This is a genomic window from Thermoanaerobaculia bacterium (genome assembly GCA_035717485.1).
In the GTDB taxonomy this organism is placed as follows: domain Bacteria; phylum Acidobacteriota; class Thermoanaerobaculia; order UBA5066; family DATFVB01; genus DATFVB01.
The window spans coordinates 1-24,183 of record DASTIQ010000336.1 but is presented as its reverse complement, the minus strand read 5'-3'; the positions used below and the strand labels follow the sequence as shown (position 1 = coordinate 24,183).

Below are 24,183 nucleotides of genomic sequence, written 5' to 3'. Positions count from 1 at the left end.
GTGATCGTCCGGACGGAGAACGGCGGGAAGGGCGCGGCGATCCGCTCGGGCCTCGAGAGCCTCCTCGCCAACCCCCGCGTCTCGCACGTCGTCTTTCTCGACGGCGACGGCCAGCACGACCCCGCCGAGATCCCGAAGTTCGTCGACGCCGCCCGCCGCGAGCCGTTCGTGATCGGCTCGCGGATGGGGGATCGCGAGTCGATCCCCGGGTACCGCTACGAGACGAACCGGATCGGCGACATGATTCTGTCGCGCATGACCGGGCTCCGCGTCGAGGACGGCCAGTCGGGTTTCCGGGCGGTGGCTTCCGCTCTCCTCCGGAGGCTGCGGCTCCGGGCCGACGGGTACCTCGTCGAGACCGAGATGCTGTTGAAGGCGGCGCCGCTCGTGCCGCGGTTCGCGACGGTTCCGATCCGCGCGATCTACGGCGGGCCGTCCCACTACCGTCCGTTCCGGGACACCTGGAAGATCTCGTGGGGCGCGGTCTTCATCCAGGTGTTCGAGCTCGACGCGTGAGCGCGGCGCCGGTTTCCGCGGCGGGAAGCGGCTCTCCGACGATCGAGCCGATCCGGTTCGACCCCGCGCCGAACGTCCTGACCGTCGACTTCGAGGAGTGGTTCTGCATCTGCGGCGACGAGCACTATTCCGATCCCCGAAACTGGGACCGCTTCGAGCCGACGATCGAGCGATCGGCCGACCGCGTCCTCGAGCGCCTCTCGGCCGCGGGCGCGCGCGCCACGTTCTTCGTGCTCGGCTGGATCGCGCGACGGTATCCCGCGCTCGTCCGGCGCGCCGCCGCCGAAGGGCACGAGATCGCGTTCCACGGAATGGCGCATCGCCGCTGCGACGAGATGGCGCGCGGCGAGCTCCTCCGCGACCTCGCGGAAGGGAAGTCGCTCCTCGAAGACCTCGGCGGCGCTCGGGTCGAGGGATTCCGGGCGCCCGAATGGTCCGTCCGCCGCCCCGACGACCCGGTCCTCGAAGCGCTCGCCGAGAGCGGCTACCGCTACGACGCGTCGCTGACGTCGATTCCGCTCCTCGGAAGAGCCGACAACCCCCCCCGGGCGTTCGCCCTGAGGACGCCCGCGGGCCGGATCCTCGAGTTTCCTCCGCTGACGGGGAAGGGATGGGGCCACACGGTTCACTTCGGAGGCGGCTGGGCGTTCCGACAGCTCTCCTGGCGGAGGATCCTGGCGCGCGCCGACGAGTTTCGGCGGGGCGGATCTCCCGCGGTCTTCACGTTCCATCCCTGGGAATTCGACCTCGATCCGCCGCCGCTCCCGGGCGCGTCCCCGCTCCTGCGGCTGACGCGGGCGGCCCACCGCCGCCGACTCCCGAACCGGTTCGACCGGCTGCTCGCGCGGGGGCCGTTCCGGCGGCTCGGAGACCTCGCGTGACCGCCTGGCTCTTTTCGGGGCAGCTCTCGGAGCACGCCGGAATGGGCGCGGACTTTTTCGCGGCCTCGGCCGAGGCCCGGGAGCTCCTCGCGCGCACCTCCGATCGCTGCGGCTTCGACCTCGGGGGCGCGCTCGCCGATCCCGCTCGCGTCGGAGACAACCGCGTCGCGCAGCCCGGCGTCTTCCTCGTGTCCGTGCTCGCCGCGCGGGAGCTGTTCCGGCGGGGCCGGGTTCCCGCGGCGATCGCCGGATACTCCCTCGGGAACTACGCCGCGCTCGTCGCGGCCGGGGCGGTCTCCGACGACGACGCGCTGACGGTGCTCCTCGCGGTCTTCGACACGGTCGAACGGCTCGATATCCGCGGCGGAATGGGCGCGGTCATCGGCATTCCCGCCGCCGCGGTGGAAGAGGTGTGCGCGGGGCTTCGCGGGAGGGGCGCGCCGGTGTGGATCGGGAACGTCAACGCGGCGACGCAGCTCGTCCTGACCGGGTCGGAGGCGGGAATCGAGGGGGCGCTCGCGGAGCTCGCCCCGCGCGCGCTGAAGGTGATCCGGCTTCCGATGACCTGGCCGATCCACAGCGCGCTGATGGAGCCCGTCGCCCGCGCCGTCCGGCCGATCGTCGAAGGATGCGCGTCGATCGCCGCCCCCCGGTTTCCGCTCTATGCCGGGCACCGCGCGGAGCGGATCGACTCCGCGGCCGCCGTCGCGGATCTCCTCGCCCGCCAGATCGCGCTGCCGTCCCGATGGAAGGAGACGGTCGAGACGATGTTCGCCGACGGCCACCGCGATTTCCTCGAGGTCGGGCCCGGCGAAACGCTGTCCCGGATGCTCCGCTGGATCGTCCGGGAGGGGCGGTGCCGCCCGGCGGGAACGCTCGCGGCGATCGAATCCGTCACGGCCGCCGCGTGACCCCTCCGCGCCGGTCCCTCGGGCGTCCGTCGCCGCTCCTCTGTTAGATTCGGCCCCGTGGCGACGAAGACGGCCGTCGTGACCGGGGGCTCCCGCGGAATCGGCGCCGCGATCGCGCGGCGCCTCGCCCGGGACGGCTCGCGCGTCGTCATCACCTGCAAGGACGATTTCGAGAACGCCGACCGCGTCGTCGCCGAAATCGCGGCGCAGAACGGCGAGGCGTTCTCGCTCCCGGGAGACGTCACGAGCGGCGAGGAGGTGGCCGAGCTCGCCGCGCGCGTCGAGCGCGACTGGGGCGGATGCGACATCCTCGTCAACAACGCGGGGATCATCAAGGACGTCCTGTTCGCGTTCATGCGCGAGGAAGACTGGGACCGCGTCGTCGAGACCTCGCTCAAGGGCACCTACCGGATGTGCAAGGCGTTCGTGCGCCGGATGATGCACAAGAACTGGGGACGGATCGTCAACATCGTGTCCGACAGCGGGATCTCCGGCCAGATGGGGCAAACCAACTATTCCGCCGCCAAGGGCGGCGTCATGGCGTTCACGAAGTCTCTCGCGCGCGAGGTCGGGGGCCGCAACATCACCGTCAACGCGGTCGCTCCGGGGATCATCGAGACGGAGATGATCCGCGATCTCTCGGCCGAGATCCTCGGCGACTACCTGAAGCTGATCCCGCCGAAGCGCTTCGGCTCGCCGGAGGAAGTCGCCTCCGTGGTCGCGTTCCTCGCCTCGCCCGAAGCGTCGTACGTGTCGGGGCAGATATGGCAGGTCGACGGCGGCCTCCTCATGTAGCGGGCGGGCGCGGCGATGCATCGAGCCGGGCGGGCGCGTCTTCCCGGCCGGCCGCTCGACGTACGGCTTTCGGTACGCCTTCACGGCCGGCCGGAAACCCGCATCCCGCCGGGCTCGCGCCTCGCCGCGCTTTCAGGTGATTCCGAATTGAGTGCGATTTTTACCGCGCCGGGCCGTGCAGCGGTCGAGCCGGGAGGGCGAGCCGCGGAGGACACATCGCGGAAGGTCTCGCCGAAGCAGGCGCGTTCCAGCGCGACCGCCCGACGGTGTGATCGCGTATAATTTCGCGCGGGAAAGGAAACCATGAACGACACGGAGCTGAAGACCCGGGTGAAGGATCTGATCGTGCGCCGGTTGAAGCTCGACATCGAGCCGACGTCGATCGAGGACGGGGCGCCTCTCTTCGGAGAGGGCCTGGGCCTCGATTCGATCGACGCTCTCGAGCTCGTCCTCGGGATCGAGCAGGAATTCGGAGTCAAGGTCGCCGACGAGGAAGTCGGCGTGAAAGCGTTTTCTTCGGTCGATTCCCTGGCCGATTTCATCAAAGAGAAATCGGCCGCGTAGCCGGGAGCTGAAGAATGAGTCCGTGCGGCGCGACCCGGCCTGCGGATCGATGATCGCGGAGCTGCCGCACCGGTATCCCTTCCGTTTCGTCGATACGGTTCTCGAGGCGCGCGACGAGACCTTCTCGCGCGGGCGGGTGTCGATGACCATCTCCGCGGGGCAGCGGGCCTGCTCGGGGGAGCGGTGGGCGATGCCGTTCCTGCTCGCGGAGGCGATCGCCCAGTCGGCGCTGCTCCTGGAAGGCGGCGATCCGGAGATCGGGCGGACCGGATTCCTCGCGGGGATCGACGCCTTCGCGGTCGAGCGCGTTCCCGAGCCGGGGGAGCGGATCTCGGTCGACGTCTCCCTCGTCGCGCGCTACGGGCCGGTGGTGAAGTTCTCCGGCGAGATCCGCGGGGAGCCGGGGCCCGTCGCGAGCGGGCAGATCCTCGTCCGCCGCGGCGAGGGCCGGGCGTGAAACGCGTCGCGCTCGTCGGGCCGGGCGCCGCGAGGCTCCTGCCGGATCTGCAGGCCGGAGGATTCGACCCGGAGGCCTTGTCCGCTCTCGACTTCGAGCCGGAGCGCGCCGGCGCGTTCGACCTCTTCGTCCTCTCCCCGTTCCGGGAGGACGGGCTGCCGCTGTACGACCGGTTCCGGGAGATGATCGGCCGCCGCCGGGTCGCGATCGTGCTGCTCCTCGATCCGGAAGGCGAAGAGTTCCCGGAGTCGTTCCTCGCCGGGATCAACGACGTCCTGTTTCCGTCGACTCCCGCCGACGTGATGCTCGAGACGTTCCGCCGCCAGATCTCGGTCCCGCGGCGCCGCGATGCCTCGACCCTCGCCCGGGTGCGCTCCGCGGGCGGCGGCGACTCGCCGCATCTCGGAACGGCGCTCAACGTCTCGCGCACGGGAGTCCTGATCGAGGTCCAGCAGGCGTTCTCGGTGGGCGACGAGGTCGACCTCGAGTTCTTCCTCGCCGACGACCCGGAGCCGATCTCGGCCTCCGCGACCGTCCGCCGCGCGACGTTCGACTCCGAGCGTCTGCGGCGCAACTACGGGCTTTCGTTTTCGAAAATGGCGGACGCCGACCGCGAACGGCTGCTGCGCTTCTGCGAGGGATCATGATCGAGGAGACCGTCTACACCTGCACGTTCGAGCCCCCCCACCGGATCCGGCTCGAGGCCCGGAGCGCGACGCCGCGCGGCGTCACGCTCCGTCTGTCCGACGCGGATGATCCGGACAAGCCGTCCCGCGACGTCTTCGTCACGAAGAGCGAGCTCGGCATGGGCTACGACACGATCTTCAAGGCGTGCTTTCTCTGCGTCGACCGCGGACGGAAAGAGAAGGCGTTCGCGATTCCGACTTCCGACCTCGAATAATCGAGGATCGCCGGACCCGCCCTTCCCGGTGGCGAGCCGCAAGCGGGGGCCGCGGGCGACCGGTTTGAGCGGCGTTCGAACGGCGTTCCCGTTGACGGGCGGATGGCGGCCGGGATCTAGCCGCCGTCCACGCCGCGCCAAATCATTGATTTTCTGGGAGAAATTCGCCTTCGGAACGGTTCTCTGGTACAGAACTTGCTAGACGTTCGCTCAAATGGAATCGTCAGTCACGGGGAGTGCGCCGGGTAGAAGTCGAGGTCCGCGCAAAACGGTCCTCGTGATCGAGGACGATCCCGATTCACGCGAGGTTTTCGCCGACCTCCTGCGCGGCGAGGGCCATCGGGTGGTCGCCGTCGGGAGCGGAGCCGCCGGCATGGCGTACCTCCGGACGGAAGAGCCTCCGGCCGTGATCCTCCTGGACATGCTGATGCCCGAGATGGACGGCTGGCAGTTCCGCCGAGTCCAGCAGGCGGACCCGGAGCTCGGGAAGATCCCGGTCGTCGTGGTTTCGGCGCTGAAGATGGTCGAGAGGAGCGCGATGCGGTTCGGAGCCGCGGCGTTTCTCGGCAAGCCCGTCGCCCCCGAGGATCTCATCGGCACGATCGCGCGGGTCGCGTAGACTTCCGTTCTCGCCCGGAACTAGTTCGCCGACCCCGGATTCTCCTCCCGCGCCGGCTCCGCCCGCTCGCCGCAGACGGGGCAGCGCGCGTCGGCCGCGGCGGCCATCGAGAAACGATCGAAGCGCGACAGGACGCATCCGGCGTTGGGGCAGGTGTACTCGAAGAACCCGGTGAACTCGTCTCGATCTTCTCGGGCAGGCCTCCTGCGGGGACTCTTCGCCATCGGAATCGCCGTCGTCTTCATTTCTGTTCTCTCGGGCCGCGATTGGCGCGGCCTCGATCGAAATTCACGAAATTGCAGAGAGCATGCCAGCCGCGCCGACAGGAACCCCCCGGACGTCCACGAACCCGGCGCCGCGACGAAGCGAGCCGCTCCGCGTCAGTGGAGCTCGCGGAGATCGACTTCGGCGAGGATCCGGCGAAGCTCGTCGAACCCGACGGGTTTGACGACGTGGCGGTCGAAGTCCGCCTTCTCCGACCGGACCCGCTCGTCTTCCTTGCCGTAGCCGGTCAAGGCGACGAGGAGCGCTGAGGGCGCGAGCATCGGGCGGAGACGGCGCGCCGTCTCGAACCCGTCCATGTCCGGAAGACCGAGATCGAGAAGGACGACGTCGGGGCGGAGCTCGGAGCACCGCGCGATCGCCGCGAGCCCGTCGGCCGCCGTCTCGACCGAATGTCCGTCGAGACGGAGGAGCATCGCCAGGCCTTCGGCGAGATCGGTGTTGTCCTCGACGATGAGGATGCGGCGCGGAGACGCCGACGGTTCCGGGACGGGCGGAGCGGGCTCGGCGACCGGCCGGGAGCTGAGGCTCAGGGGAAGGGAGACGGTGAACGATGCGCCCTGGCCCGGTCCGCCGCTTTCGACGGACACCGTCCCCCCGTGGAGCTCCACCAGGTGGCGGACGAGCGTCAGACCGATTCCCAGTCCCGACTCGGAAGGCGGAGCGATCCGTTCTCCCTGCTCGAAGAGGTCGAACACCCGCCCGAGCATATGGGGAGGAATTCCCTGGCCGTCGTCGCGAACGTTCAGGACCGCGCGGCCGCCGCTCTTTGAAAGCGTGACCCAGACATGGCCGTCCGGCCGGGTGAACTTGATCGCGTTCTGGAGGAGGTTCGAAACGATCTGGGCGAAGCGCATGGCGTCGGCATCGACGAGCACGGGGTCGTCCGGCGTCGACAGGGAAAGGGATCGCCCCTTCTCCGCGAAGCCCGGCGCGAGCGGAGAGACGATCGCGGGAACGAGCATCGCGAGATCGACGGTTTCCTTCCGGATGGCCATCTTGCCGGTCGCGATGCGGGAAATGTCGAGGAGGTCGTCGACGAGACGGGCCATGTTCCCGACCTGGCGGCGAACCACGTCGCCCGCCCAACGGAGCCTCTCCACGTCGGAAGGGGAGGAGCGATCGATGATCTCGGCCGCGCGGTTCAACGCGGCGAGGGGAGTTCGGAGCTCGTGGCCGAGAGTCGCGAGGAACTCGTCCTTGCGCCGGTCCGCTTCCTTCCACACCTTCGCCGCCGCGGCGAGTTCCATGCTCGCCTTCTGCTCGGTCAGGTCGGTCACGATGACCGAAAACGCCGTGACGTCGTCGTTTCGGAAGACGCTCGCGGCGAGGGATGCGGTAAAGACCGTTCCCCCGGAGGCGCGGAAGTCGATCTCGCACCGCCCCCCCTCGTGGCGGGCCAGCAGCGCGTCGAACGCCGCGAGCGATCCGGGCTGCATCCACTCGCGGATCGACGTCCCCCGCAGCCGCTCCGGCGCGATCTCGAGCAGCTCTCCGAGGCGCCGGTTCGCGTACAGGATCGTTCCCTGGGGCGACAGCGTCGCGGCGCCTTCCTTCATTTCGTCGACGATCCGGCGATAAGGAGGATCGGCGGGAAAGAGCGTGTAGACCCGGTCGCCGGCGCGTCCGCTCATGAAGAACGCGTCCACCTCGCCGTCGCGGATCGCCCGGAGGGTCGACTCCGGCTCCTCGAGCCGCCGGCGAAGCTCTTCGATCTGCTCGACCAGCTCGCGTTCGCGCGCCGACACTTCTTCTTTCACGGAGGTGCCTCCCCGTCCCGGCTCTTCTTTCACGGGCGCGCCTCCCCGTTCCGGGGTTGCCAGTCGAGGCCGACGAGAACCCGCTCGGTGTTCGAGAGGTCTCCGATGATCTTCCGCATCGGCGCCGGCAGATTGCGAACGAGCGTCGGAATCGCGAGGATCTGGTCCCGCCGGGCGAGCTGTGGCTTCTCCACCAGATCGATCACTTCGATCGTGCATTCCGGCGGCAGGTGCTCGGCGCAGAGTTTTCGCAGATTCGAGAGCGCGGTGAGCGAGCGGGGCGTCTGGCCGGCGACGTAGAGGCGCAGGTTCCAGGATTCGGCGTTCGGTCTTCGTTCATGCGTCCCGGAGGAAGTGGGCGAAGCCTTGCGTTTCATCGCGACCTCCCCGCGCGGGCACTCCGGCGTCCGGCCGCCGACGCGGCCGTGCCGCGGCTCCGCGCCATGTCGTCGCGGTCCGTCGAGAACCGGCGATCGCGCGCCTCTTCTTCGTCGAGCCGGACGCCGGATTCCCGGAGCTCCCGCTCGAACGCCTTCCTCTTCTCTTCGATCTCCGCTTCGAGCTCTTCGCGGCGGCGGGCGAGCTCGCGCCGCCGCCGGGCGAGCTCGTCCGCCCGGGCTCGCGCCGCGGCCTTTTCGCGCAGCTCCTGCGCGACGCGTGCCGAGCCGGTCAGCATTCCCTCGGGACCGAGGTAGGCGTCGGTCAGCCGGATCCCGCGGCTCGTGAGATGGAACTCCCGGATCTGGTTCGAATGCGCCATCCCTCTCGACTTCAGGACGTAGAGGCCCCGGTTGCGCTCGCCGCTCGACTCGATGTCGCGCAGCAGGATCCAGGTGTCGACGATCGACGACACCCCGACGTCCGTCTTCTCGAGCGCTTTTCCTCCCTCGGTCAGGTTCGTCATGACGAGAGTGGCGCCCCGGGACTTGAAGAAATCGATCAGCCGCACGAGCATCGCGGTGGCGCCGTCGGCGTTCCCGGCGGACGAGAGGTTGCTGATCGGGTCGAGGACCACGAGGCGCGGCTGGAAATCACGGAAGCCGCGGTGCATTCGCGTGAGGTGGCCTTCGAGACCGAGGAGCGTCGGGCGCACCGCGTCGAACCGCAGCGTGCCCTCGCGGACCCGCCGGTCGAGGCGCATCCCCACCGACCGCATGTTGCGGACGATCTGCGCGGGCGATTCCTCGAAGGAGAAGTAGAGACAGCGTTCCCCGCGCGCGGCCGAGGCGTCCGCGATCCGCGCCGCGAGCGTCGACTTGCCGCTTCCCGCGGTCCCGGAGATGAGCGTCGTCGATCCCCGGTAGAAGCCGCCCCCGCCGAGCATCTCGTCGAGCTCCGGGACGCCCGTCGAGATCCGCTCGTTGGAGACCGGGTGGTCCAGGGACGCGGACGTGATCGGGAGCACCTCGAAGCCGCGCTCGTCGATCAGGAACGGATACTCGTTCGTTCCGTGGCTCGTGCCCCGGTACTTGACGATCCGGAGCCGGCGCGTGGCGACCTCGCCCGTCACGCGATGGTCGAGGAGGATCACGCAGTCGGAGACGTACTCCTCGAGGCCGTGCCGGGTCAGGCTCCCGGCGCCTCGCTCGGCCGTGATGACCGCCGTGACGCCGCGCTCCTTGAGCCACCGGAACAGCCGCCGGAGCTCCGCCCGGACGACGGCCTCGTTCGTGAAGGAAGAAAAGAGCGCCTCGAGCGTATCGAGAACGACCCGCTTCGCCTTGACGGTGTCGATCGCGTTGCCGAGCCGGAGGAACAACCCTTCCAGGTCGTACTCGCCGGTCTCCTCGATTTCGCTTCGCTCGATCGTCACGCAGTCGATCAGGAGCTTCTTCCGCCGCTCGAGCGACTTCACGTCGAAGCCGAGCGAGCGGACATTCTGGGCGAGCTCGTCCGGCGTTTCCTCGAATGCGAGGAAGACGCCCGGCTCGCCGAACTCCATGGCGCCCCGCACGAGGAACTCCATCGCGAAGAGCGTCTTCCCGCACCCGGCCGAGCCGCAGACGAGCGTGGGCCGGCCGCGCGGCAGGCCTCCGCCGGTGATCGCGTCCAGGCCGGGGATGCCGGTCGGAGTCTTGGGCAACGAAAGGGGCGGAGCGGATCGGCTCATGAAATCCGAGAACCCCCATCATCGTCCAGCGGGAAGTCGAAAGCAACCGCCGAAAGGGGGGCGGAGCCGCGCATCGGCCGAGAACGGGAAGGTCTGGTGCGAAAGGGGGGACTTGAACCCCCACGGTTGTTCACCACAGGCTTCTGAGACCTGCGCGTCTGCCAGTTCCGCCACTTTCGCAGGGAGGGCGATTCTAGCAGGGCCGCGACGGCGCGGCAAAGCTCGTCCGCGGCCCCAATGTAGACTTCGCCGGATGCTGCCGACGGAATCGCAAGTGCTGGAGAAACTGAGGCTCAAGGGGAGCCGCGTGCTGACGTTCGCGCAGCTCGCCGGCGCCCTCTCGGTCCCCGAGGAGGAGGAAGAGTCCTTCCGCGCCCGGCTCGACTCCCTCGAACGGCAGGGAAAGGTCGCCCGGGTCCGCGGCGAGAAGTATTCGGCGATCGAGCACACGGGCTTCGTCGCGGGGAAAATATCGATCCGGGCCGAAGGCTACGGCTTCGTGCTCTCGCCCGAGCTCCACGGCGAGGACCTCTACATCCCGCGGCGGGGGCTGGGCGGGGCGCTCGACGGCGACCTCGTTCTCGCGCGGGAAGAGGAGCGCAAGCCCGCGAAGCGCCGCGGGCCGCGCCGCCTGGAGGACCGCGTCTCCGGCACCGTCCTGAAGATCCTCGAGCGCGCGCGCGACCGGATCGTGGGGCAGTACGACGCGGGGGAGGGGCGCTCCGTGGTACGTCCGTACAACCCGCGGATGGCGACGGAAGTCCGCATTCCCAGGGACGCCGTCGGGGACGCGGTGGATTCGGAGATCGTCGTCGCGAAGTTCACGTCCTACCCGGACGACCGGCGCATCGCGCGGGGCGAGATCGTCGAGCGCCTCGGATTCCTCGGGGAGCCCGGCGTCGACATCGAGATCGTCATCCGGTCGCACGACCTGCCGAGCCGCTTCCCCAGCGAGGTGGAGGCGGAGGCGAACGCGTTCCCGGAGGCGATCGACCCCGGGGACCTGGCCGGCCGCCACGACTTCCGCCACCACACGATCGTGACGATCGACGGCGAGACGGCGCGCGACTTCGACGACGCCGTCGAGGTCGACAAGACCGCCGACGGCTACCGGCTGGGGGTTCACATCGCGGACGTGTCCCACTACGTCCAGGAGGGGACGCGTCTCGACGCGGAAGCGCGATGGCGGGGCACGTCGGTGTACTTTCCGGGCCGGGTCGTCCCGATGCTCCCGGAGCGGCTGTCGAACGGCCTGTGTTCCCTGAACCCGCGGGTGGACCGATTCACGCTGTCGGTCGGGATCGATTTCGACAAGGCCGGACGCGTGAAGCAGATGGTGTTCACCAAAGGCGTGATCTGCAGCGCCGCGCGCATGACCTACACGGAGGTCGCCCGCCTCCTCGATCACGCGACACCCGAGGACGAGCGCCATTACGGAGGCCTCGTCCGGAGCTTCCGGACCATGCGGGAGCTCGCGACGCTCCTGCGCAAGCGTCGCGAGGCGCGCGGCTCGATCGACTTCGACCTGCCGTCGGCCGCGGTGACCCTCGACGACGAGGGGTACGTGATCGGAATCCGGCCCGAGTCGCGGAACGTCGCGCACACGATCATCGAGGAGTTCATGCTCGCGGCGAACGAGGCGGTGGCGAAGCATCTGTTCTTCGCGAAGGAGCCGGCGATCTACCGCGTCCACGACCGCCCCGATCCCGACCGGCTCGTCGACCTCCGCGAGACGCTCGAGACATTCGGCTACGAGCTGAAGGGGAACCTCGAGGAAGTGCCCCCCGCCGCGTTCCAGAAGGTCCTCAAGCAGATCGAAGGGAAGCCGGAGGAGCGGTTCCTGACCGATCTGCTCCTGCGCTCGCAGCGGAAGGCGGTCTACTCCGCGGAGTGCCGCGGCCATTACGCGCTCGCCGCTCCGTACTACTGCCACTTCACCTCTCCGATCCGCCGCTATCCCGACCTGATCGTCCACCGCGCCCTCTCGCGGCTCCTGGCCGAGCGCCGCCCGTTTCCGGGCGACGACTTCGAGGCGAGGAACAACGCGTACGAAGAGCTCGGGCGAGAGTCGTCCGGACGGGAGCGGCGCGCGGAGACGGCGGAGCGTGAGTCGCTCCTCTGGAAGAAGATCGTCTTCCTGCGCGACAAGATCGGAAGGGTGTTCGACGCCTACGTTTCGGGCGTGGCGGCTTTCGGCCTCTTCGTCACGCTCTCGGAGTACCTCGTCGAAGGGCTGGTTTCCGTCTCGACGCTCACGGACGACTTCTACGTCTACGAGGAGAAGGGCCACCGCCTCCGGGCGCGCTCGAGCGGAAAGATCTTCCGGCTGGGAGACGCGATCCGCGTCAAGCTCGTCGCGATCGACGAGGTGCAGCGGCGCGTCGATTTCCGGCCCGACACGGAGGCGCCTCGCGGCCGCGCCGTCGACGCCGAGCCCCCGCGCGGGCGCGGCGGGAACCCCCCGCGGCGTCCGCCGGAGAAGGGTTGAGCTTCCGCGTCGCCGTCGTCGGGCGGCCGAACGTCGGGAAATCCGCGCTCTTCAACCGCCTCGTCGGGAGGCGGCGGTCCCTCGTCCACGACCTGCCGGGGATGACGCGCGACGTCATCGAGGAAGAGGCGACGCTCTCCGACGGCCGCCGATTCACGGTCGTCGACACCGGGGGATTCGACCCTTCCGATCGCGAGACGATTCCGGCCGAGGTCCGTCGGCGCGCCCTCGAGGAGATCGGTCGCGCCGACCTCGTGTTCCTGGTCGTCGACGCCACGGCGGGGGTTCTCCCCGGCGACCGGGAGGCGGCGCGCGTCGTGCGCCAGGCCGGAAAGCCCTGCATCGTCCTCGCGAACAAGATCGACCGCCGCGAGGGACGGGAGGGGGAGCAGGAAGCGTTCGCGCTCGGCTTCGGCGACGTGATCGGGGTCTCGGCCGAACACAACCTCGGAATCGACGAGCTCCTGGACTCGGTCGCCGCCCGCCTCGGCGCCGGCGCGGCGGACGAGCCCGAGCCCTCGCCCGAGATCGCGGTCGCGATCATCGGACGGCCGAACGTCGGGAAGTCGTCGCTCCTGAACGCGCTCGTCGGGTTCGAGCGCGCGATCGTGTCGGAGGTGGCGGGAACGACCCGCGACGCGCTCGACGCCCGGATCGAGGTGGAAGGCCGCGCCTTCCGGGTCGTCGACACGGCGGGAATCCGGCGGAAAGGGAAGACCGAGCAGGGCCCGGAGGTTCTTTCGGTCGTCGCGGCGAGGAAGCGGCTCGACCGGTGCGACGTGGCGCTCGTCGTGTTCGACGCGGCCGAAGGGCCGACGTCGCAGGACTCGACCGTCGCGTCGTACGCGGTCGAAAAAGGGAAGGGCATCCTCCTCGTCGCCAACAAGTGGGACCTCGCCGGAACGGGGAAGATCGCGGAGGAATTCCGGCGCGACGTCCACGACAAGTTTCCGTTCGCCCGTTTCGCTCCGATTCTCCTGATCTCCGCCAAGACCGGCCGCGGCGTCGGAAAGCTTCCGAAGGAGATCGCCCGCATCGCGGAGAACCGCGAGCGTCGGATGCCGACGTCGGAGGTCAACGACCTGATCTCGCGGGAGACGAAGAACCGCACGTCGAAAGGGGAGTCGGGCCGGCCGCTCAAGATCCTCTACGCCTCGCAGACCGGCACGTCGCCGCCCTCTTTCTCTCTGGTGGCGTCGCGCGCCGAGAACCTCTATTTTTCCGACGCCCGGCGGCTGGAGAACGCCTTTCGCCGCGCCGCCGATTTCGAAGGGACGCCGATCGAGTTCAAGGTGTCGGCGAGACGCCAGAGCGGCGAGTCGGCGCGGCGTCACGGCGCGGAAGGGGCGCATCGCCGGGGAGCGTCTCCCGAGCGGGGCCGCGGCGACGAACGGGGCCGGGGGGACGGTTCGGCGCGCCGCGGGACCGGCGCCGCGCGGAAACCCGGCAAACGCGGGGTAAAATAGCGCATGCCCGATCCCGCTCCCCGGAAAGACGCCTGGAAAACGGCCGAGGTCTGCAAGACGGCCGACGTCGCGCCCTACGTCCTCAAGTACTGGCTGACCGAGTTTCCGGTCCTCTCGGTCGACAAGGACAAGGGGCCGAACCGCCTCTTCACCGCCCGGGAAGTCGCGATCATCTCCCGCATCCGGCAGCTCCTCTACGACGAGGGCTTCACGATCGCCGGGGCGAAGAAGAAGATCGATGCCGAGATTTCGGCCGGCGCCTTCGACGGCGGCGCGAAAGCGAAGGCGGCGGCTCCGGCTTCCGCGGCGACGCCGACCGCCGTTCCGCGCCCGGCGCCCGTTCCGGCCGCTCCTCCCGCCCCTTCCGTCGATCCGAAGAAGATCGCGAAAGAGCTGCGGGAGATCCTGAAGCTCCTCAAATAAGTCGGCGCCCTCCGGCGCGAAGCGCGCGAATGGACGAAATCATCTCCTTTCCGGAGAGGAGGGGCGTCCACGATATTCTGTCGCCACGGTGATCCGAACATCGGACACGGAGTCGACTCCCGATTCTCTCTCGGCCTTTCTCCGGCGTCGGGCGATCGCGCTCGCCGTGGTTCTCTCGACCGCGGCAGCTCTGTTCTTCCAGTTGATGGTCCCGCCGATCACCGGTCTTTCGAACAACGGCGATTTCGAGAAGATCATGGGGATCGTCGGTCTCGAATACCCGGCGGGAACGAGCGAGCGAGGGAAGCATTTTCACTACGCGACGACCCGACTGGCGTTCGGGAGGGGCGCCTGGTGGCCGAACGGCTACCGCACGTCCGAGACGCTGCTGGTGCGGCTGATGATGGTCCCCGCTCGCGCATTCGGCGGCGGGAGGTATTTCGACATCCGATGGATCGGGGGAGCGCATGCGACTCTCTTCGTCCTCTTCCTCGCGGTCATCGGGATCGCCCTGGCGCGCTCGCTTGGGAGCGCGGGCATCGTCGCCCTTCTCGCCGCCGGCTTCTTCTTTTCGGACGTCGGTTACGTCGGGCCGATGAACACGCTCTACGGCCAGGAGGCGTCCTACGTGTCGCTCTTCGGGATCGCCGCGGTTCTGGCCGCGGCGTTCGCGCGAAAGCGATTCACCCCGCTGCTCGCCGCCGGCTATCTCGCGTCTTCGGTCTTTTTCATGACGTCGAAGCCGCAGGAGGCGCCTCAGGCCGCCGTTCTCGCCGCCGGCGCGCTCTGGTTCGGACTTCCGTCCGGCGGCAGGGCGCGGGCCCTGGGCGTTCTGATCGCGGCGGCGCTCCTCAGCGTCGGATTCGTGTATTCCCGGGCGATCTCCGTCCAGATGGTCCGGCAATCCCTTCGGCAGGCGGTGTTCGACGAGGTGCTCCGGTACTCTCCGGATCCCCGGCGCGATCTCCGCGAAATCGGCCTCGACCCCGCCCTCGCCGACGACTCGGCGAGGTCGCTGGCGATCGATGCGGCGCGAGAGGAGAGATCCCTCGTTCGCCTCGATTACTCCACGCTCGTCCGGTTCTACGTCACGCATCCGGGCCGAACGGCCTCGATCCTCGCGCGCACGGCCCGCGCGGCGATGGTGATCCGGCCGCCGGCCTTCGGTGACCTTCCGGAGTCGGCGGCGAAGCGGCCGAGGGCGAGGTCGCATCGATTTTCGGCGTGGTCGCATGCCCGGGCGAAAGCCGCCGCGGCGGGACCTTATCTGCTCGCCCTGATCTTCGGGGGCGCATTCGGCCTGGCCCTGCATTCCGTGCGGCGCGGCGATCCCGGGTCCGTCCTCGGCGGAAAGAGCGTCATCCTTCTCGTCGCCCTCGGGGTGGTCGATTTCGGGGTTTGCGCCCTCATGAACTCCCACGTGGAGATCGAACGTCACCTGTACGTCTTCGATGCCATCACGGATACGCTCCTGGCGATCGGGCTGGCGAAAGGTTGGACGGTCCTCGGAGAGCGTCTTCGGGCGCGAAGATTCGGCCGTCAGGAGCAGCGGATCAACGGTTCTTCGATGCGCCCGCAGAAGGTGGACAGTTCGCGGACAGAGACCGCGTAGATTATTCGTTCTCATGGTCGGGACGCCGGGATTTGAACCCGGGACCCCCTGAACCCCATTCAGGTACGCTAGCCAGGCTGCGCCACGTCCCGACGGAAAGAGGAGCGGATTTGACCACGCGCCTCTCGGCCTGTCAATGCTCGACCCAGCGTGGCTGAGCTCCGAGCGCGCGGTCGAGCCGTCGCAAAACCGACGTGTCAAAACCTCCAGAAGCTTCCCGTCAATCCGACGCTCTCGAGGATCTTCTGCGCCTCCGAGCGCGGGCGCGGCTGCCAGTCCGGATCCATCCGGTTGCCGTACCAGGCGCGCGCGAGCAGCCACGCCTGACGGAGCGGAATCGCGGCGCCGCGGGGGACGCGCCAGCGGCCGCACCAGCGCGAGACGTGCGCGTCGTCGCGGAAGAGGAGGATCGTCTTGCACGTGTACACGACGTCGTCCCACCAGCTCGCCGCCGGGACCGCGACGTGCATCGCGCGAGCGTCGCTCGCGAGCTCCGCCCCGACGAGGTCTCCGTCTTCGATCCGGACCTCCATCGGCTCCTGGCAGTCGCCGCAGGAAGCCGCGATCGACGCGTCGCCGGCGAGCATCGCGGGGATCGCGAGCGAGTCCCAGATGCAGTTGCCGTGGAACGTCCTTCCCGCGGCCGACACTTCGAAGCCGGTCGGAGAAGCGGAGAGCGGATGCGCGATCCGGATCTCGGCGTCCGCGTCGATCACGAGCGCGTGGGCGGCGGCGAGGGCGCGGCGCGCCTCGCGAACGTCGTCGGCCGAAACCGCGAGAGCGGCCGCCTGTTGCTCGGCGGTCGGCGGAGCGCCCGACGCGATCCAGGCGGCGTAGATCCCGTGTCGGACGCGCTGCTCGAGAGGGGAAAGGGGCACGGGCGAATGGTAACGCGGCTCGTCGTTTCGAGAACGCCGAGGGCCCGCCGTGCCGTGAAAACCCCGCCTCGCCGCCGGTCTCGGGGAAAGTCGCGCTCGTCAGAAGGCGAGAAAGCGCGATTCGTGAGATACTGGAATCTGGTTGGTGCTCAAAGCGGTGGGGAGGCTGCCGGCGCGCCATCCGCCGGAGGTCTCCGATGAACGCGCCCGAAGTCGCCCCCGCCATTTCGTTTTCCTTCGCGATCGTGGAGCGGTGCGCCGCCGACCCTTCCGGAGGAGGTTCGCCCTACGACTCCGACGAGCGCCTCGGGGACCGCGTTTCCCCCGACGGCGCCGGCCGCTACGTCCTGATCGTCGAGGACGACCGGGATTGCCGGGAAAGCCTCGGCCTGCTGCTCCGGTCGAGCGGCTGCACGGTGAAATCGGCGCAGAACGGGCGACAGGCGCTCGACATGCTTCGCGACGCGCCCCTTCCGGCCGTCATCCTTCTCGACAACCTGATGCCGCTGATGACCGGCGAGGAGTTTCTCGAGGAGCGAAAGAACGATCCGCGGCTCGCCGGGATCCCCGTGCTCATGCTGTCCGCCTGGGGAGCTTCGACGACCGGCAAGGTCCTCGACGTTGCGGAACACGTCCGGAAACCCTACGACCCGGATCGCGTCGTCTCGCTCGTCCACCACTTCCTCGAGCTCTGAGGAGGAGTCCCGGATGCGCGCTCGCGCGCGGGGTCAGCGTCCGCCGGGGTCGGGCGTGACGTCCGGTCCGAACAGGGGGCGGATGAGCTCGTCGCCCAGCCACTCGTCCGAGAGCCGCACTTTCGGGCGCGAGTCGAGAGACGGAACCGGCTGGACGGGTTGGAAACAGAAGAGGCATCGCAGCAGGGCGGCGTTCCTCTCCTTCAGATCGGTGACGTTGTATTCGCCGCAGGACGAGCAGGACCACGAGAAGGTGTTCCGCATCGCGCCTCCCGCCCACACGAAAGAGCAACAAGCGGGCCACCGGGGCGGATCGGGGTTCGCGTCGGTCTGCCGCGATCAGGGAGCGGCGACCGAGTGCGCCTCGGCGACGGAAGCTTCGGAGGTCGCCTCCCGGACGCGAGCCTTCTGGAGGGCGGCATACGCCTTGAGCAGGTCGGCGTGCCGCTGCCTGAGCTGTGCGTAGCCTTTCTCGAGGGGAGCGAGCTTGCCTTCGTACCGGGCGAACCGCGCCTGCAGATCCCGGATCTGGGCTTCCTGCGAAGGATCCGGCGAGGGCGAGACGGGGGCCGACGAGCCTCCGCTGATCTGGTCGATCGCGGCATTGATCTGGGGAGCCTTGGCGACCACGAACCCGATCACGAGAAAAAGGAGCAGCACCCAGAGCGTCTCGCCGGCGATCTCGAGAGCCTGCCGGATCGTCGACGACACATTCCGGGAAGAGGGGCGGGAGCGGCGGCGCAGGCGGGCCGGCCGGGATCGATCGGCGGGCGCCGCGTCTTCGGGCAGCGGGGTCAAAGTCATGGCGAGAGAATGAGTTTTCACGTTCTGACCTCCTCGTTACGGCTTCCACCTCCGAGACGCAAAATCGCCTCCTCAGGCTTCCTGTACGTTCGGGCGACGGACTTGCAAATTGCGCGCCCGGATGCCACGGGGGAAGCCGCCGCCGGGCCTTTTTCCCGCCGAAGTAAGATCGGTCGATGAAGGTTCAATTGACCTCGACGCACCATTTCGCGGCCGCCCACCGCCTCCACAACGAGCGCCGGGACCCGGAATGGAATCGCCGCGTCTTCGACAAGTGCAATCACGACCACGGACACGGGCACACCTACGGACTGGAAGTCACCGTCGAGGGGGATATCGACCCCGAGACCGGTTACGTCATGGACTTCAAGGAGCTCAAGCGGATCGTCGACGAACGCGTCGTCCGCAATCTCGAGCGCCGCCATCTCAACTTCGACGTGGACTTCCTGCGCGGGATCAATCCGACCGCCGAGAACATCGCCGTGGCGATCTGGACGCGCCTTTCCGGGGCTCTTCCCGGAACCGAGCTCAAGCGGATCACCCTGCACGAGACGGGGAAGAACTCCGTCGTGTACGAGGGATGAAGCGGCCCCTCTTCCTCGTGACGAACGACGACGGGGTCGCGGCCGACGGGATCCGCGCGCTCGCGGAAGGGGTCGGGCCGGCGGGCGACGTCGTCGTCGTCGCTCCCGACCGGGAACGGAGCGCGGCGGGGCATTCCCTCACTCTCCATCACCCGCTCCGCGCGACCGAGCTTTCGAAGAACCGGTACGTCGTCGACGGGACGCCGACCGATTGCGTGAACTGGGGCGTGCACTACCTGCTCCGCGACCGGCGGCCGGACGCGATCCTCTCCGGCATCAACTTCGGCCTGAACCTCGGCGACGACGTGACCTACTCCGGCACCGTCTCGGCCGCCTTCGAAGGGGCGATCCTCGGGATTCCCGCGATCGCGATCTCGCAGGAGATCGCGCCCGGGTTCACGTTCGAGGCGGCGTCGGCGTTCGCGCGGGATCTCGTGCTCGAGGTGCTCCGGAATCCGCTCCGGCCCGGGACGCTCCTGAACGTCAACGTTCCGGCCGGCGAGGTGCGGGGCGTGCGGGCCGTGAAGATGGGCCGCCGCATCTACCAGGAAGGGGTGCTCGAGAAGCTCGACCCCCGGGGGAAGAAGTACTACTGGATCGGCGCCTCCCCGCCGACCGGCGAACCCGAAGAGGGCACCGATCTCTGGGCGATCGCGGAGAAGCTCATCTCCGTCACGCCGCTGCATCTCGATCTGACGGACTATGCGGCATTGGAAACGCTCGATTCGGTGATCGCGCGATTCGTGCCGACTTCGTAAGTAGGCGGGCGATGCATCGAGCCGGACGGGCGAGTGCCGCCCGCCCGCGGCGCTCGCCGATCTGGCGGGTGGAAGCGCGAACGGGAGCGTCGGCGACGGGGATGGCAGCCGCGCTGGCGAGTCGCGCGTTCGACGCAGCCGCGCCGCCGCCGCACGCCTTCGTTTCCCCGGGCCAGCTCCCGCGACGCATGGATCGCCGTTGGCCTGCTATACTCCGAACCCGTGCCAGCATCGACATTTAGAGCGGATTCCGCGCCAGATCCCTTCGAAGAGGCGCGGCTCCGGATGGTCGAGAAGCTCGTCGCCGCGCGGGGCATCGACGATCCCCGGGTCCTGGCCGCCATGCGGGAGATCCCGCGGCACCGTTTCGTTCCGGACGCGGTCGCGGAAAAGGCCTACGGCGACCACTCTCTCCCGATCGGATTCGGCCAGACGATCTCCCAGCCATACGTCGTCGGACGGATGTCGCAGCTGCTCTCGATCGAGCCGCACCACAAGGTGCTCGAGATCGGCTGCGGCTCGGGGTATCAGGCGGCGGTGCTCGGCCGTCTCGCCCGCATGGTCTTCACCCTGGAGCGGGTGAGCGACCTCGCCCGCCGCGCGTCCTCGCTCCTGCGTTCTCTCGGTTGCGACAACGTTTCCGTCAAGGCGCTCGACGGCACCTACGGTTTCGCGGCGAACGCGCCGTACGACCGCATCCTCGTCGCCGCGGGCGCGTCGGAGGTCCCGCGGCCGCTCCTCGACCAGCTCGCGGTCGGCGGACGGATGATCGTTCCCGTGGGCGACGAGAAGGTCCAGCGTCTGCGCGTCATCAAGAAGCGCCGCGATCACTTCGGCCAGGAAGAGAAGGACGACGTGACCTTCGTTCCGCTGCTCGGCCGCTTCGGACGAAGCGAGTGACCCGCCTCCCGGAAAGCCATACCGTCGGGGCGGGGCACGAATGACCCGGAGCTACCTCGTGAGCGGGCGGGTGCAGGGAATCGGCTTCCGGGAATGGGTGCGGCGCACCGCGCGCTCGCACGGGGTGCGCGGCTGGGTGAGGAACCGCGAAGACGGGAGGGTCGAGGCGATCGCGACCGCCGAGGCGGAAGTCCTCGAGCGGTTCGAGGGGGTCCTCCGCCGGGGATCGGCGATTTCCCGGATCGAGAGCGTCGAGAGCTCCGACATCGACGAGACGCCTTTTTCCGATTTCGAGGTGCGCCGATGAGCGAACCGGTCTCCTCCTTCGCGGCCGGGATCTGCGACGTTCCCGATTTTCCGTCGCCGGGGATCGTCTTCAAGGACATCACCCCGCTCTGGTCCGATCCAGAGCTCTTCTCCGCCGCGATCGCCGAGATGAGCGCGCCGTTCCGCGACGAAGGCGTGCGGAAGGTGATCGGGATCGAAGCGCGCGGCTTCATCTTCGGGTCGGCCGTCGCGCTCGCGCTCGGCGCCGGCTTCGTTCCCGCCCGCAAGCCCGGAAAGCTCCCGCGTCCCCGGCGCCGGGTCGATTACACGCTCGAGTACGGCGTCGACGCGCTCGAGATCCACCACGACGCGATCGCCCCCGAAGAGCCCTGCCTGCTCGTCGACGACGTGCTCGCGACCGGAGGGACCGCGCGGGCCGCCGCGGACCTCGTCCGAAGCGCCGGATCGCGTCTCGTCGGGATGAGCTTCTTCCTCGAGATCGCGGCGCTCGACGGGCGCGAGCGGCTCGCCGGCGAGAACGTGCACTGTGTCGTCTCCGTCTGAAGCGGCGGCCGCCGGCACCGCGGCGCCGCCGAGGAACGGCTTCCGGCGGATCCTCGTCGCGGACGACGACGAAGACGTCCGGACGCTCGTCGGCTCGCTGCTCCAGAGCGCCCACTACACCGTGCTGCCCGTCGCGAGCGGCCGCGACGCGATCGAGACCGCGATCCGGGAACGTCCCGATCTCGCGCTCCTGGACGTCATGATGCCGGAAATCTCCGGGTGGGAGGTCTGCGCGACGCTGAAGAACCATCCCGAAACGCAGGGAATTCCGATCGTGATGCTGTCGGTCCGCAACGAGATCCGGGACATGATCACGTCGATGCAGGCGGGCGCGGACGACCACGTCACGAAGCCCTTCACGAAACGCAAGCTCCTCGAGGCCGTCGAGCGGCTGGCGGAGCAGCGCCCGTCGGCCTCGGTTCTCCCGTCGGCGGAGGAGCACTTCCGGAAGAAGAGCCTCCTGTACGACGCCGTCACGCAGCTTCCGTCCATGCCGGTCGTGCTCGACGCGCTCCGCGACCGGCTGCTCGACCGCCGCCGCATGGGCGTCCTCACGATCGACGTGGAGAAGTACAGCCACGTCGAAGACACGTACGGGTGGGAAGTCTTCGACGGGCTGATCCTCGAGACCTCGCGGACGCTGAAGCGCCTCGTGGGAACCCTCTTCTCGTCGGAGGACATCGTCGCCATCAGCCGTCCCGCCGGCGCGGAGTTCCTCGTTTTCACCGCGCTCGAATCGGGCGACGACGACGGCGGCCTCCTCGAGCGCAAGGCCCGCCAGACCGAGGAGACCCTCCGGCAGACGCTCGACGGCCGGTTCCGCGAACGGATCCACAAGCCGATCGGCGTGTCGGTCGGGCACGCGATGATCCTCCCGAGCGCCCAGATGCGGATGGAACGCGTCGTCTACCGGGCTTTGCGGGAGGCGTTCCGGGTCGCCACTTCGCGCGAGGAGGACCGGACGCGGCGCCTCCGCCGGGTGTTCCGGGAGATCGTGGAGCGGAGGGACATCCGGACGGTCTACCAGCCGATCTTCGAGCTCGCGAACCTCGCTCTCCTCGGGCACGAAGCGCTCTCGCGCGGGCCGGCGGGGACGGGATTCGAGAGTCCCGACCTCCTGTTCGAGTACGCGATCGCCAACGACGCGGTGTGGGACCTGGAGCAGCTCTGTCTCCGCTCGACGGCGGACCACTTCTCGGCGGACGGGCCGTCGCTCCTCTTCGTCAACGTGGAGGCGGAGATGGTCTCGGCGATCGCGCGCCGCGGCGCGACGATCCTCGACCCCCTCCGCGCCCAGCGCGACCGGGTCGTGCTCGAGATCACCGAGCGGAGCGCGATCCGCGACCTCGCGACGTTCCGTGATGCGATCGAGCGGCTGCGGCTGGAAGGCTTCCGGGTGGCGATCGACGACGCGGGCTCGGGGTTCGCGTCGCTGCAGTCGATCGCGGAACTGAAGCCGAACTTCCTGAAGATCGCGAACACGCTCGTCACCGGCCTCGCCCGGGACACGATCAAGCGCGACATCGTCGAGATGCTCCTCCACGTGGCGGGACGGATCGAGGCGCTCTGCGTGGCGGAAGGCATCGAGTCCGAGGAGGACCTGGCGGAGTGCCGGAGGATCGGCATTCCGTACGGGCAGGGGTACTTCCTGGGTCCGCCGGTCTAGGGAATCGGCCGACGGCGGAAGAGGAGGGACGCGGCTCCCCGGCCTTCGGACGGCGGTTCCCGATGTCCGGAATTCGCGTCTCCGCCGTGCGACGGAAATCCACCCAAGAGAAAAGCGCCCGAAGGCGCTTTTCCGGTTCGACGGCGTACCGTTCGTGCTAAAAGCGATTTTCCCGGTAAGGTTTGGTGCCGTAGAACGAGTTGACCTGAGTGCTCCAGGCGGTGTCGGTGATGTCGGGCCAGTTGTCCTTGTCGAATCCCGGAGCGTCCTTGAGGCGTTCCTTCGGGACGTCGAGCAGGAAGCAGTGGCGGTCCGTGTCGACGGTCATGGCCTTCCAGGGAACCGCGAACAGCTTGTCGCCGATTCCGAAGACCCCGCCGAAGGAAAGGACCGCATACGCCACCTGGCCGTTCTCGAGATCGATCATCAGGTCTTCAATCTTCCCGAGATCGTCCCCCCGGTTGTTTCGGACCGGGTCGCCCGAAAGCGTCGAGGCGGAAAGAACTCTCGGTTTCTCTGCCACTTGCGAATTCTTCATGTGTGACCTCCGGTATCTCTCTGTATGCAATGGCCGTTCCGGGAACTTCGAACGGGTCCGGAGGTACGATTTTTGCAATGATGCGGCCGAATCGAAATACGCGATCGGCATGACCATCCCAACGGAGGAAGAGTGAGCCTATGAGAACGGGGAGCGACGGGCGTTCGTCCACCCGCCAGAACGGCGGTTCGATCGGCAAGCAGGCTTTGCGGAAGCTCGCGGCCGAGGTTCCCGAAGAGTCCCGGGGAAAGGGAAACGGGAACGGCGAGGGGTCCGGCAAACTCGACGGCCGCACCCTTCTCGCGGCCCTGACGAGTTTCCGCCGGGGCGACTTCTCCGTCCGGCTGTCCGAGGCGGGCGGGGGCGAAGATCTGAAGATCGCCGAGGTCTTCAACGAAGTGGTCGAGATGAACGAGCGGCTCGCGCGCGAGCTCGAGCGGGTGGCGCGCGTCGTCGGAAAGGAGGGGCGCCTCCACCAGCGAGCGGCCCTCCCCGACGCCCGCGGCTCGTGGAACGCTTCTCTCGAATGCGTCAACAACCTGATCGGCGACCTCGTCCACCCGACGACGGAAACGGCCCGCGTGATCGGCGCCGTCGCGAAGGGCGACCTCTCCCAGAGCATGGCGCTCGAAAAGGAGGGGCGCCCGCTCGAAGGCGAATTCCTCCGCACCGCGCGGACGGTGAACACGATGGTGGACCAGCTGTCGTCGTTCGCGGCCGAGGTGACGCGCGTGGCGCGCGAGG

At 68.7% G+C, this 24,183-nt stretch carries 29 protein-coding genes and 2 tRNA genes; 21 read left to right on the top strand and 10 right to left on the bottom strand.

Translation table 11 applies throughout. From position 1 onward, the window contains the following. From VFS34_17790 to VFS34_17750, 9 genes are all read left to right on the top strand, one after another. On the top strand, positions 1 to 516 hold a 516-nt coding region (locus VFS34_17790), incomplete at its 5' end, for a glycosyltransferase family 2 protein (protein HET9796298.1). Then, positions 513 to 1,397, top strand: a complete 885-nt coding sequence (locus VFS34_17785; protein HET9796297.1) for a polysaccharide deacetylase family protein — start codon at positions 513 to 515, stop codon at positions 1,395 to 1,397. The genes VFS34_17790 and VFS34_17785, both read left to right, overlap by 4 nt. Next, a complete protein-coding gene (locus tag VFS34_17780; protein HET9796296.1) occupies positions 1,394 to 2,308 on the top strand; it encodes an ACP S-malonyltransferase in 915 nt (304 codons plus the stop codon). The genes VFS34_17785 and VFS34_17780 overlap by 4 nt, the downstream gene beginning before the upstream one ends. A 57-nt stretch (positions 2,309 to 2,365) precedes the next feature. Continuing rightward, entirely contained in the window at positions 2,366 to 3,103 is a 738-nt protein-coding gene (locus VFS34_17775) for a 3-oxoacyl-ACP reductase family protein (protein HET9796295.1), read from the top strand. 303 nt (positions 3,104 to 3,406) lie between these two features. Continuing rightward, on the top strand, positions 3,407 to 3,667 hold the full coding sequence (locus VFS34_17770) for a phosphopantetheine-binding protein (GenBank protein ID HET9796294.1): 261 nt from the start codon (positions 3,407 to 3,409) through the stop codon (positions 3,665 to 3,667). A gap of 22 nt (positions 3,668 to 3,689) precedes the next feature. After that, the gene (locus VFS34_17765; GenBank protein HET9796293.1) at positions 3,690 to 4,124 is read left to right on the top strand and encodes a hypothetical protein; all 435 of its coding nucleotides are present in this window, start codon (positions 3,690 to 3,692) and stop codon (positions 4,122 to 4,124) included. Then, positions 4,121 to 4,771 carry a PilZ domain-containing protein gene (locus VFS34_17760; GenBank protein ID HET9796292.1) on the top strand — a complete coding sequence of 217 codons (651 nt, stop codon included), beginning with the start codon at positions 4,121 to 4,123 and terminating at the stop codon, positions 4,769 to 4,771. The genes VFS34_17765 and VFS34_17760 overlap by 4 nt, the downstream gene beginning before the upstream one ends. Then, positions 4,768 to 5,025 (top strand): hypothetical protein, encoded by a 258-nt coding sequence (locus VFS34_17755; protein HET9796291.1) that lies wholly within the window; start codon positions 4,768 to 4,770, stop codon positions 5,023 to 5,025. Before VFS34_17760 ends, VFS34_17755 begins: the two co-directional genes overlap by 4 nt. 277 nt (positions 5,026 to 5,302) lie before the next feature. Further along, entirely contained in the window at positions 5,303 to 5,644 is a 342-nt protein-coding gene (locus VFS34_17750; protein HET9796290.1) for a response regulator, read from the top strand. Between the two features lie 20 nt (positions 5,645 to 5,664). Here the strand turns inward: VFS34_17750 and VFS34_17745 are convergent, their stop codons facing one another. From VFS34_17745 to VFS34_17725, 5 genes are all read right to left on the bottom strand, one after another. Beyond that, positions 5,665 to 5,889, bottom strand: a complete 225-nt coding sequence (locus VFS34_17745; protein HET9796289.1) for a hypothetical protein — start codon at positions 5,887 to 5,889, stop codon at positions 5,665 to 5,667. Between the two features lie 135 nt (positions 5,890 to 6,024). Then, positions 6,025 to 7,686, bottom strand: coding sequence for an ATP-binding protein (locus VFS34_17740; GenBank protein ID HET9796288.1), 1,662 nt, complete (start codon positions 7,684 to 7,686; stop codon positions 6,025 to 6,027). A gap of 29 nt (positions 7,687 to 7,715) precedes the next feature. After that, entirely contained in the window at positions 7,716 to 8,063 is a 348-nt protein-coding gene (locus VFS34_17735; protein HET9796287.1) for a circadian clock KaiB family protein, read from the bottom strand. Continuing rightward, positions 8,060 to 9,796: a circadian clock protein KaiC gene (gene kaiC, locus VFS34_17730; GenBank protein ID HET9796286.1), complete on the bottom strand. Its 1,737-nt coding sequence runs from the start codon at positions 9,794 to 9,796 to the stop codon at positions 8,060 to 8,062. The genes VFS34_17735 and kaiC overlap by 4 nt, the downstream gene beginning before the upstream one ends. Positions 9,797 to 9,890: 94 nt before the next feature. After that, positions 9,891 to 9,976, bottom strand: a tRNA-Leu gene (locus VFS34_17725). Between the two features lie 73 nt (positions 9,977 to 10,049). Here VFS34_17725 and rnr point away from each other — a divergent pair. From rnr to VFS34_17705, 4 genes are all read left to right on the top strand, one after another. Further along, positions 10,050 to 12,284 carry a ribonuclease R gene (gene rnr, locus VFS34_17720; protein ID HET9796285.1) on the top strand — a complete coding sequence of 745 codons (2,235 nt, stop codon included), beginning with the start codon at positions 10,050 to 10,052 and terminating at the stop codon, positions 12,282 to 12,284. Beyond that, positions 12,281 to 13,750, top strand: coding sequence for a ribosome biogenesis GTPase Der (gene der, locus VFS34_17715; GenBank protein HET9796284.1), 1,470 nt, complete (start codon positions 12,281 to 12,283; stop codon positions 13,748 to 13,750). The genes rnr and der overlap by 4 nt, the downstream gene beginning before the upstream one ends. A gap of 3 nt (positions 13,751 to 13,753) precedes the next feature. Beyond that, positions 13,754 to 14,173, top strand: a complete 420-nt coding sequence (locus VFS34_17710; protein HET9796283.1) for a MerR family transcriptional regulator — start codon at positions 13,754 to 13,756, stop codon at positions 14,171 to 14,173. Between the two features lie 88 nt (positions 14,174 to 14,261). Continuing rightward, positions 14,262 to 15,785 (top strand): hypothetical protein, encoded by a 1,524-nt coding sequence (locus VFS34_17705; GenBank protein ID HET9796282.1) that lies wholly within the window; start codon positions 14,262 to 14,264, stop codon positions 15,783 to 15,785. 14 nt (positions 15,786 to 15,799) lie between these two features. Here the strand turns inward: VFS34_17705 and VFS34_17700 are convergent. Together VFS34_17700 and VFS34_17695 are read right to left on the bottom strand one after the other, a co-directional pair. Next, a tRNA-Pro gene (locus VFS34_17700) sits at positions 15,800 to 15,877 on the bottom strand. Between the two features lie 105 nt (positions 15,878 to 15,982). Next, complete coding sequence (locus VFS34_17695; protein ID HET9796281.1) at positions 15,983 to 16,663, bottom strand: alkylmercury lyase family protein; 681 nt, start codon at positions 16,661 to 16,663, stop codon at positions 15,983 to 15,985. Positions 16,664 to 16,860: 197 nt separating this feature from the next. Here VFS34_17695 and VFS34_17690 point away from each other — a divergent pair, with 197 nt between their 5' ends. Beyond that, complete coding sequence (locus VFS34_17690; GenBank protein HET9796280.1) at positions 16,861 to 17,358, top strand: response regulator; 498 nt, start codon at positions 16,861 to 16,863, stop codon at positions 17,356 to 17,358. 33 nt (positions 17,359 to 17,391) lie between these two features. On the opposite strand, the gene VFS34_17685 is transcribed toward VFS34_17690, so the two are convergent. Continuing rightward, positions 17,392 to 17,622, bottom strand: coding sequence for a hypothetical protein (locus VFS34_17685; protein HET9796279.1), 231 nt, complete (start codon positions 17,620 to 17,622; stop codon positions 17,392 to 17,394). A gap of 75 nt (positions 17,623 to 17,697) precedes the next feature. Further along, positions 17,698 to 18,162: a hypothetical protein gene (locus VFS34_17680; protein HET9796278.1), complete on the bottom strand. Its 465-nt coding sequence runs from the start codon at positions 18,160 to 18,162 to the stop codon at positions 17,698 to 17,700. A gap of 176 nt (positions 18,163 to 18,338) precedes the next feature. On the opposite strand from VFS34_17680, the gene VFS34_17675 reads away from it, so the two are divergent. From VFS34_17675 to VFS34_17650, 6 genes are all read left to right on the top strand, one after another. Then, entirely contained in the window at positions 18,339 to 18,746 is a 408-nt protein-coding gene (locus tag VFS34_17675) for a 6-carboxytetrahydropterin synthase (GenBank protein ID HET9796277.1), read from the top strand. After that, positions 18,743 to 19,504, top strand: a complete 762-nt coding sequence (gene surE / locus VFS34_17670) for a 5'/3'-nucleotidase SurE (protein HET9796276.1) — start codon at positions 18,743 to 18,745, stop codon at positions 19,502 to 19,504. The genes VFS34_17675 and surE overlap by 4 nt, the downstream gene beginning before the upstream one ends. A gap of 222 nt (positions 19,505 to 19,726) precedes the next feature. Beyond that, a complete protein-coding gene (locus tag VFS34_17665; protein ID HET9796275.1) occupies positions 19,727 to 20,404 on the top strand; it encodes a protein-L-isoaspartate(D-aspartate) O-methyltransferase in 678 nt (225 codons plus the stop codon). 40 nt (positions 20,405 to 20,444) lie between these two features. Beyond that, a complete protein-coding gene (locus VFS34_17660) occupies positions 20,445 to 20,711 on the top strand; it encodes an acylphosphatase (GenBank protein ID HET9796274.1) in 267 nt (88 codons plus the stop codon). Beyond that, positions 20,708 to 21,235, top strand: coding sequence for an adenine phosphoribosyltransferase (locus VFS34_17655; GenBank protein ID HET9796273.1), 528 nt, complete (start codon positions 20,708 to 20,710; stop codon positions 21,233 to 21,235). Before VFS34_17660 ends, VFS34_17655 begins: the two co-directional genes overlap by 4 nt. Continuing rightward, positions 21,219 to 22,901, top strand: a complete 1,683-nt coding sequence (locus VFS34_17650; protein ID HET9796272.1) for an EAL domain-containing protein — start codon at positions 21,219 to 21,221, stop codon at positions 22,899 to 22,901. Before VFS34_17655 ends, VFS34_17650 begins: the two co-directional genes overlap by 17 nt. Positions 22,902 to 23,058: 157 nt before the next feature. Here the strand turns inward: VFS34_17650 and VFS34_17645 are convergent, their stop codons facing one another. Beyond that, a complete protein-coding gene (locus tag VFS34_17645) occupies positions 23,059 to 23,424 on the bottom strand; it encodes a PRC-barrel domain-containing protein (protein HET9796271.1) in 366 nt (121 codons plus the stop codon). A 155-nt stretch (positions 23,425 to 23,579) separates the two neighbouring features. Here VFS34_17645 and VFS34_17640 point away from each other — a divergent pair. After that, positions 23,580 to 24,183 (top strand): HAMP domain-containing protein (locus tag VFS34_17640; protein HET9796270.1); only part of this gene is annotated, 604 nt, incomplete at its 3' end.

Coding starts and splice junctions, on each gene's coding strand:
- VFS34_17770 (HET9796294.1), top strand. CDS start 3,407: ATGAACGACACGGAGCTGAAGACCCGGGTGAAGGATCTGATCGTGCGC.
- VFS34_17755 (HET9796291.1), top strand. CDS start 4,768: ATGATCGAGGAGACCGTCTACACCTGCACGTTCGAGCCCCCCCACCGG.
- VFS34_17745 (HET9796289.1), bottom strand. CDS start 5,889: ATGAAGACGACGGCGATTCCGATGGCGAAGAGTCCCCGCAGGAGGCCT.
- VFS34_17735 (HET9796287.1), bottom strand. CDS start 8,063: ATGAAACGCAAGGCTTCGCCCACTTCCTCCGGGACGCATGAACGAAGA.
- kaiC (HET9796286.1), bottom strand. CDS start 9,796: ATGAGCCGATCCGCTCCGCCCCTTTCGTTGCCCAAGACTCCGACCGGC.
- rnr (HET9796285.1), top strand. CDS start 10,050: ATGCTGCCGACGGAATCGCAAGTGCTGGAGAAACTGAGGCTCAAGGGG.
- VFS34_17710 (HET9796283.1), top strand. CDS start 13,754: ATGCCCGATCCCGCTCCCCGGAAAGACGCCTGGAAAACGGCCGAGGTC.
- VFS34_17690 (HET9796280.1), top strand. CDS start 16,861: ATGAACGCGCCCGAAGTCGCCCCCGCCATTTCGTTTTCCTTCGCGATC.
- VFS34_17685 (HET9796279.1), bottom strand. CDS start 17,622: ATGCGGAACACCTTCTCGTGGTCCTGCTCGTCCTGCGGCGAATACAAC.
- VFS34_17680 (HET9796278.1), bottom strand. CDS start 18,162: ATGACTTTGACCCCGCTGCCCGAAGACGCGGCGCCCGCCGATCGATCC.
- VFS34_17675 (HET9796277.1), top strand. CDS start 18,339: ATGAAGGTTCAATTGACCTCGACGCACCATTTCGCGGCCGCCCACCGC.
- surE (HET9796276.1), top strand. CDS start 18,743: ATGAAGCGGCCCCTCTTCCTCGTGACGAACGACGACGGGGTCGCGGCC.
- VFS34_17660 (HET9796274.1), top strand. CDS start 20,445: ATGACCCGGAGCTACCTCGTGAGCGGGCGGGTGCAGGGAATCGGCTTC.
- VFS34_17655 (HET9796273.1), top strand. CDS start 20,708: ATGAGCGAACCGGTCTCCTCCTTCGCGGCCGGGATCTGCGACGTTCCC.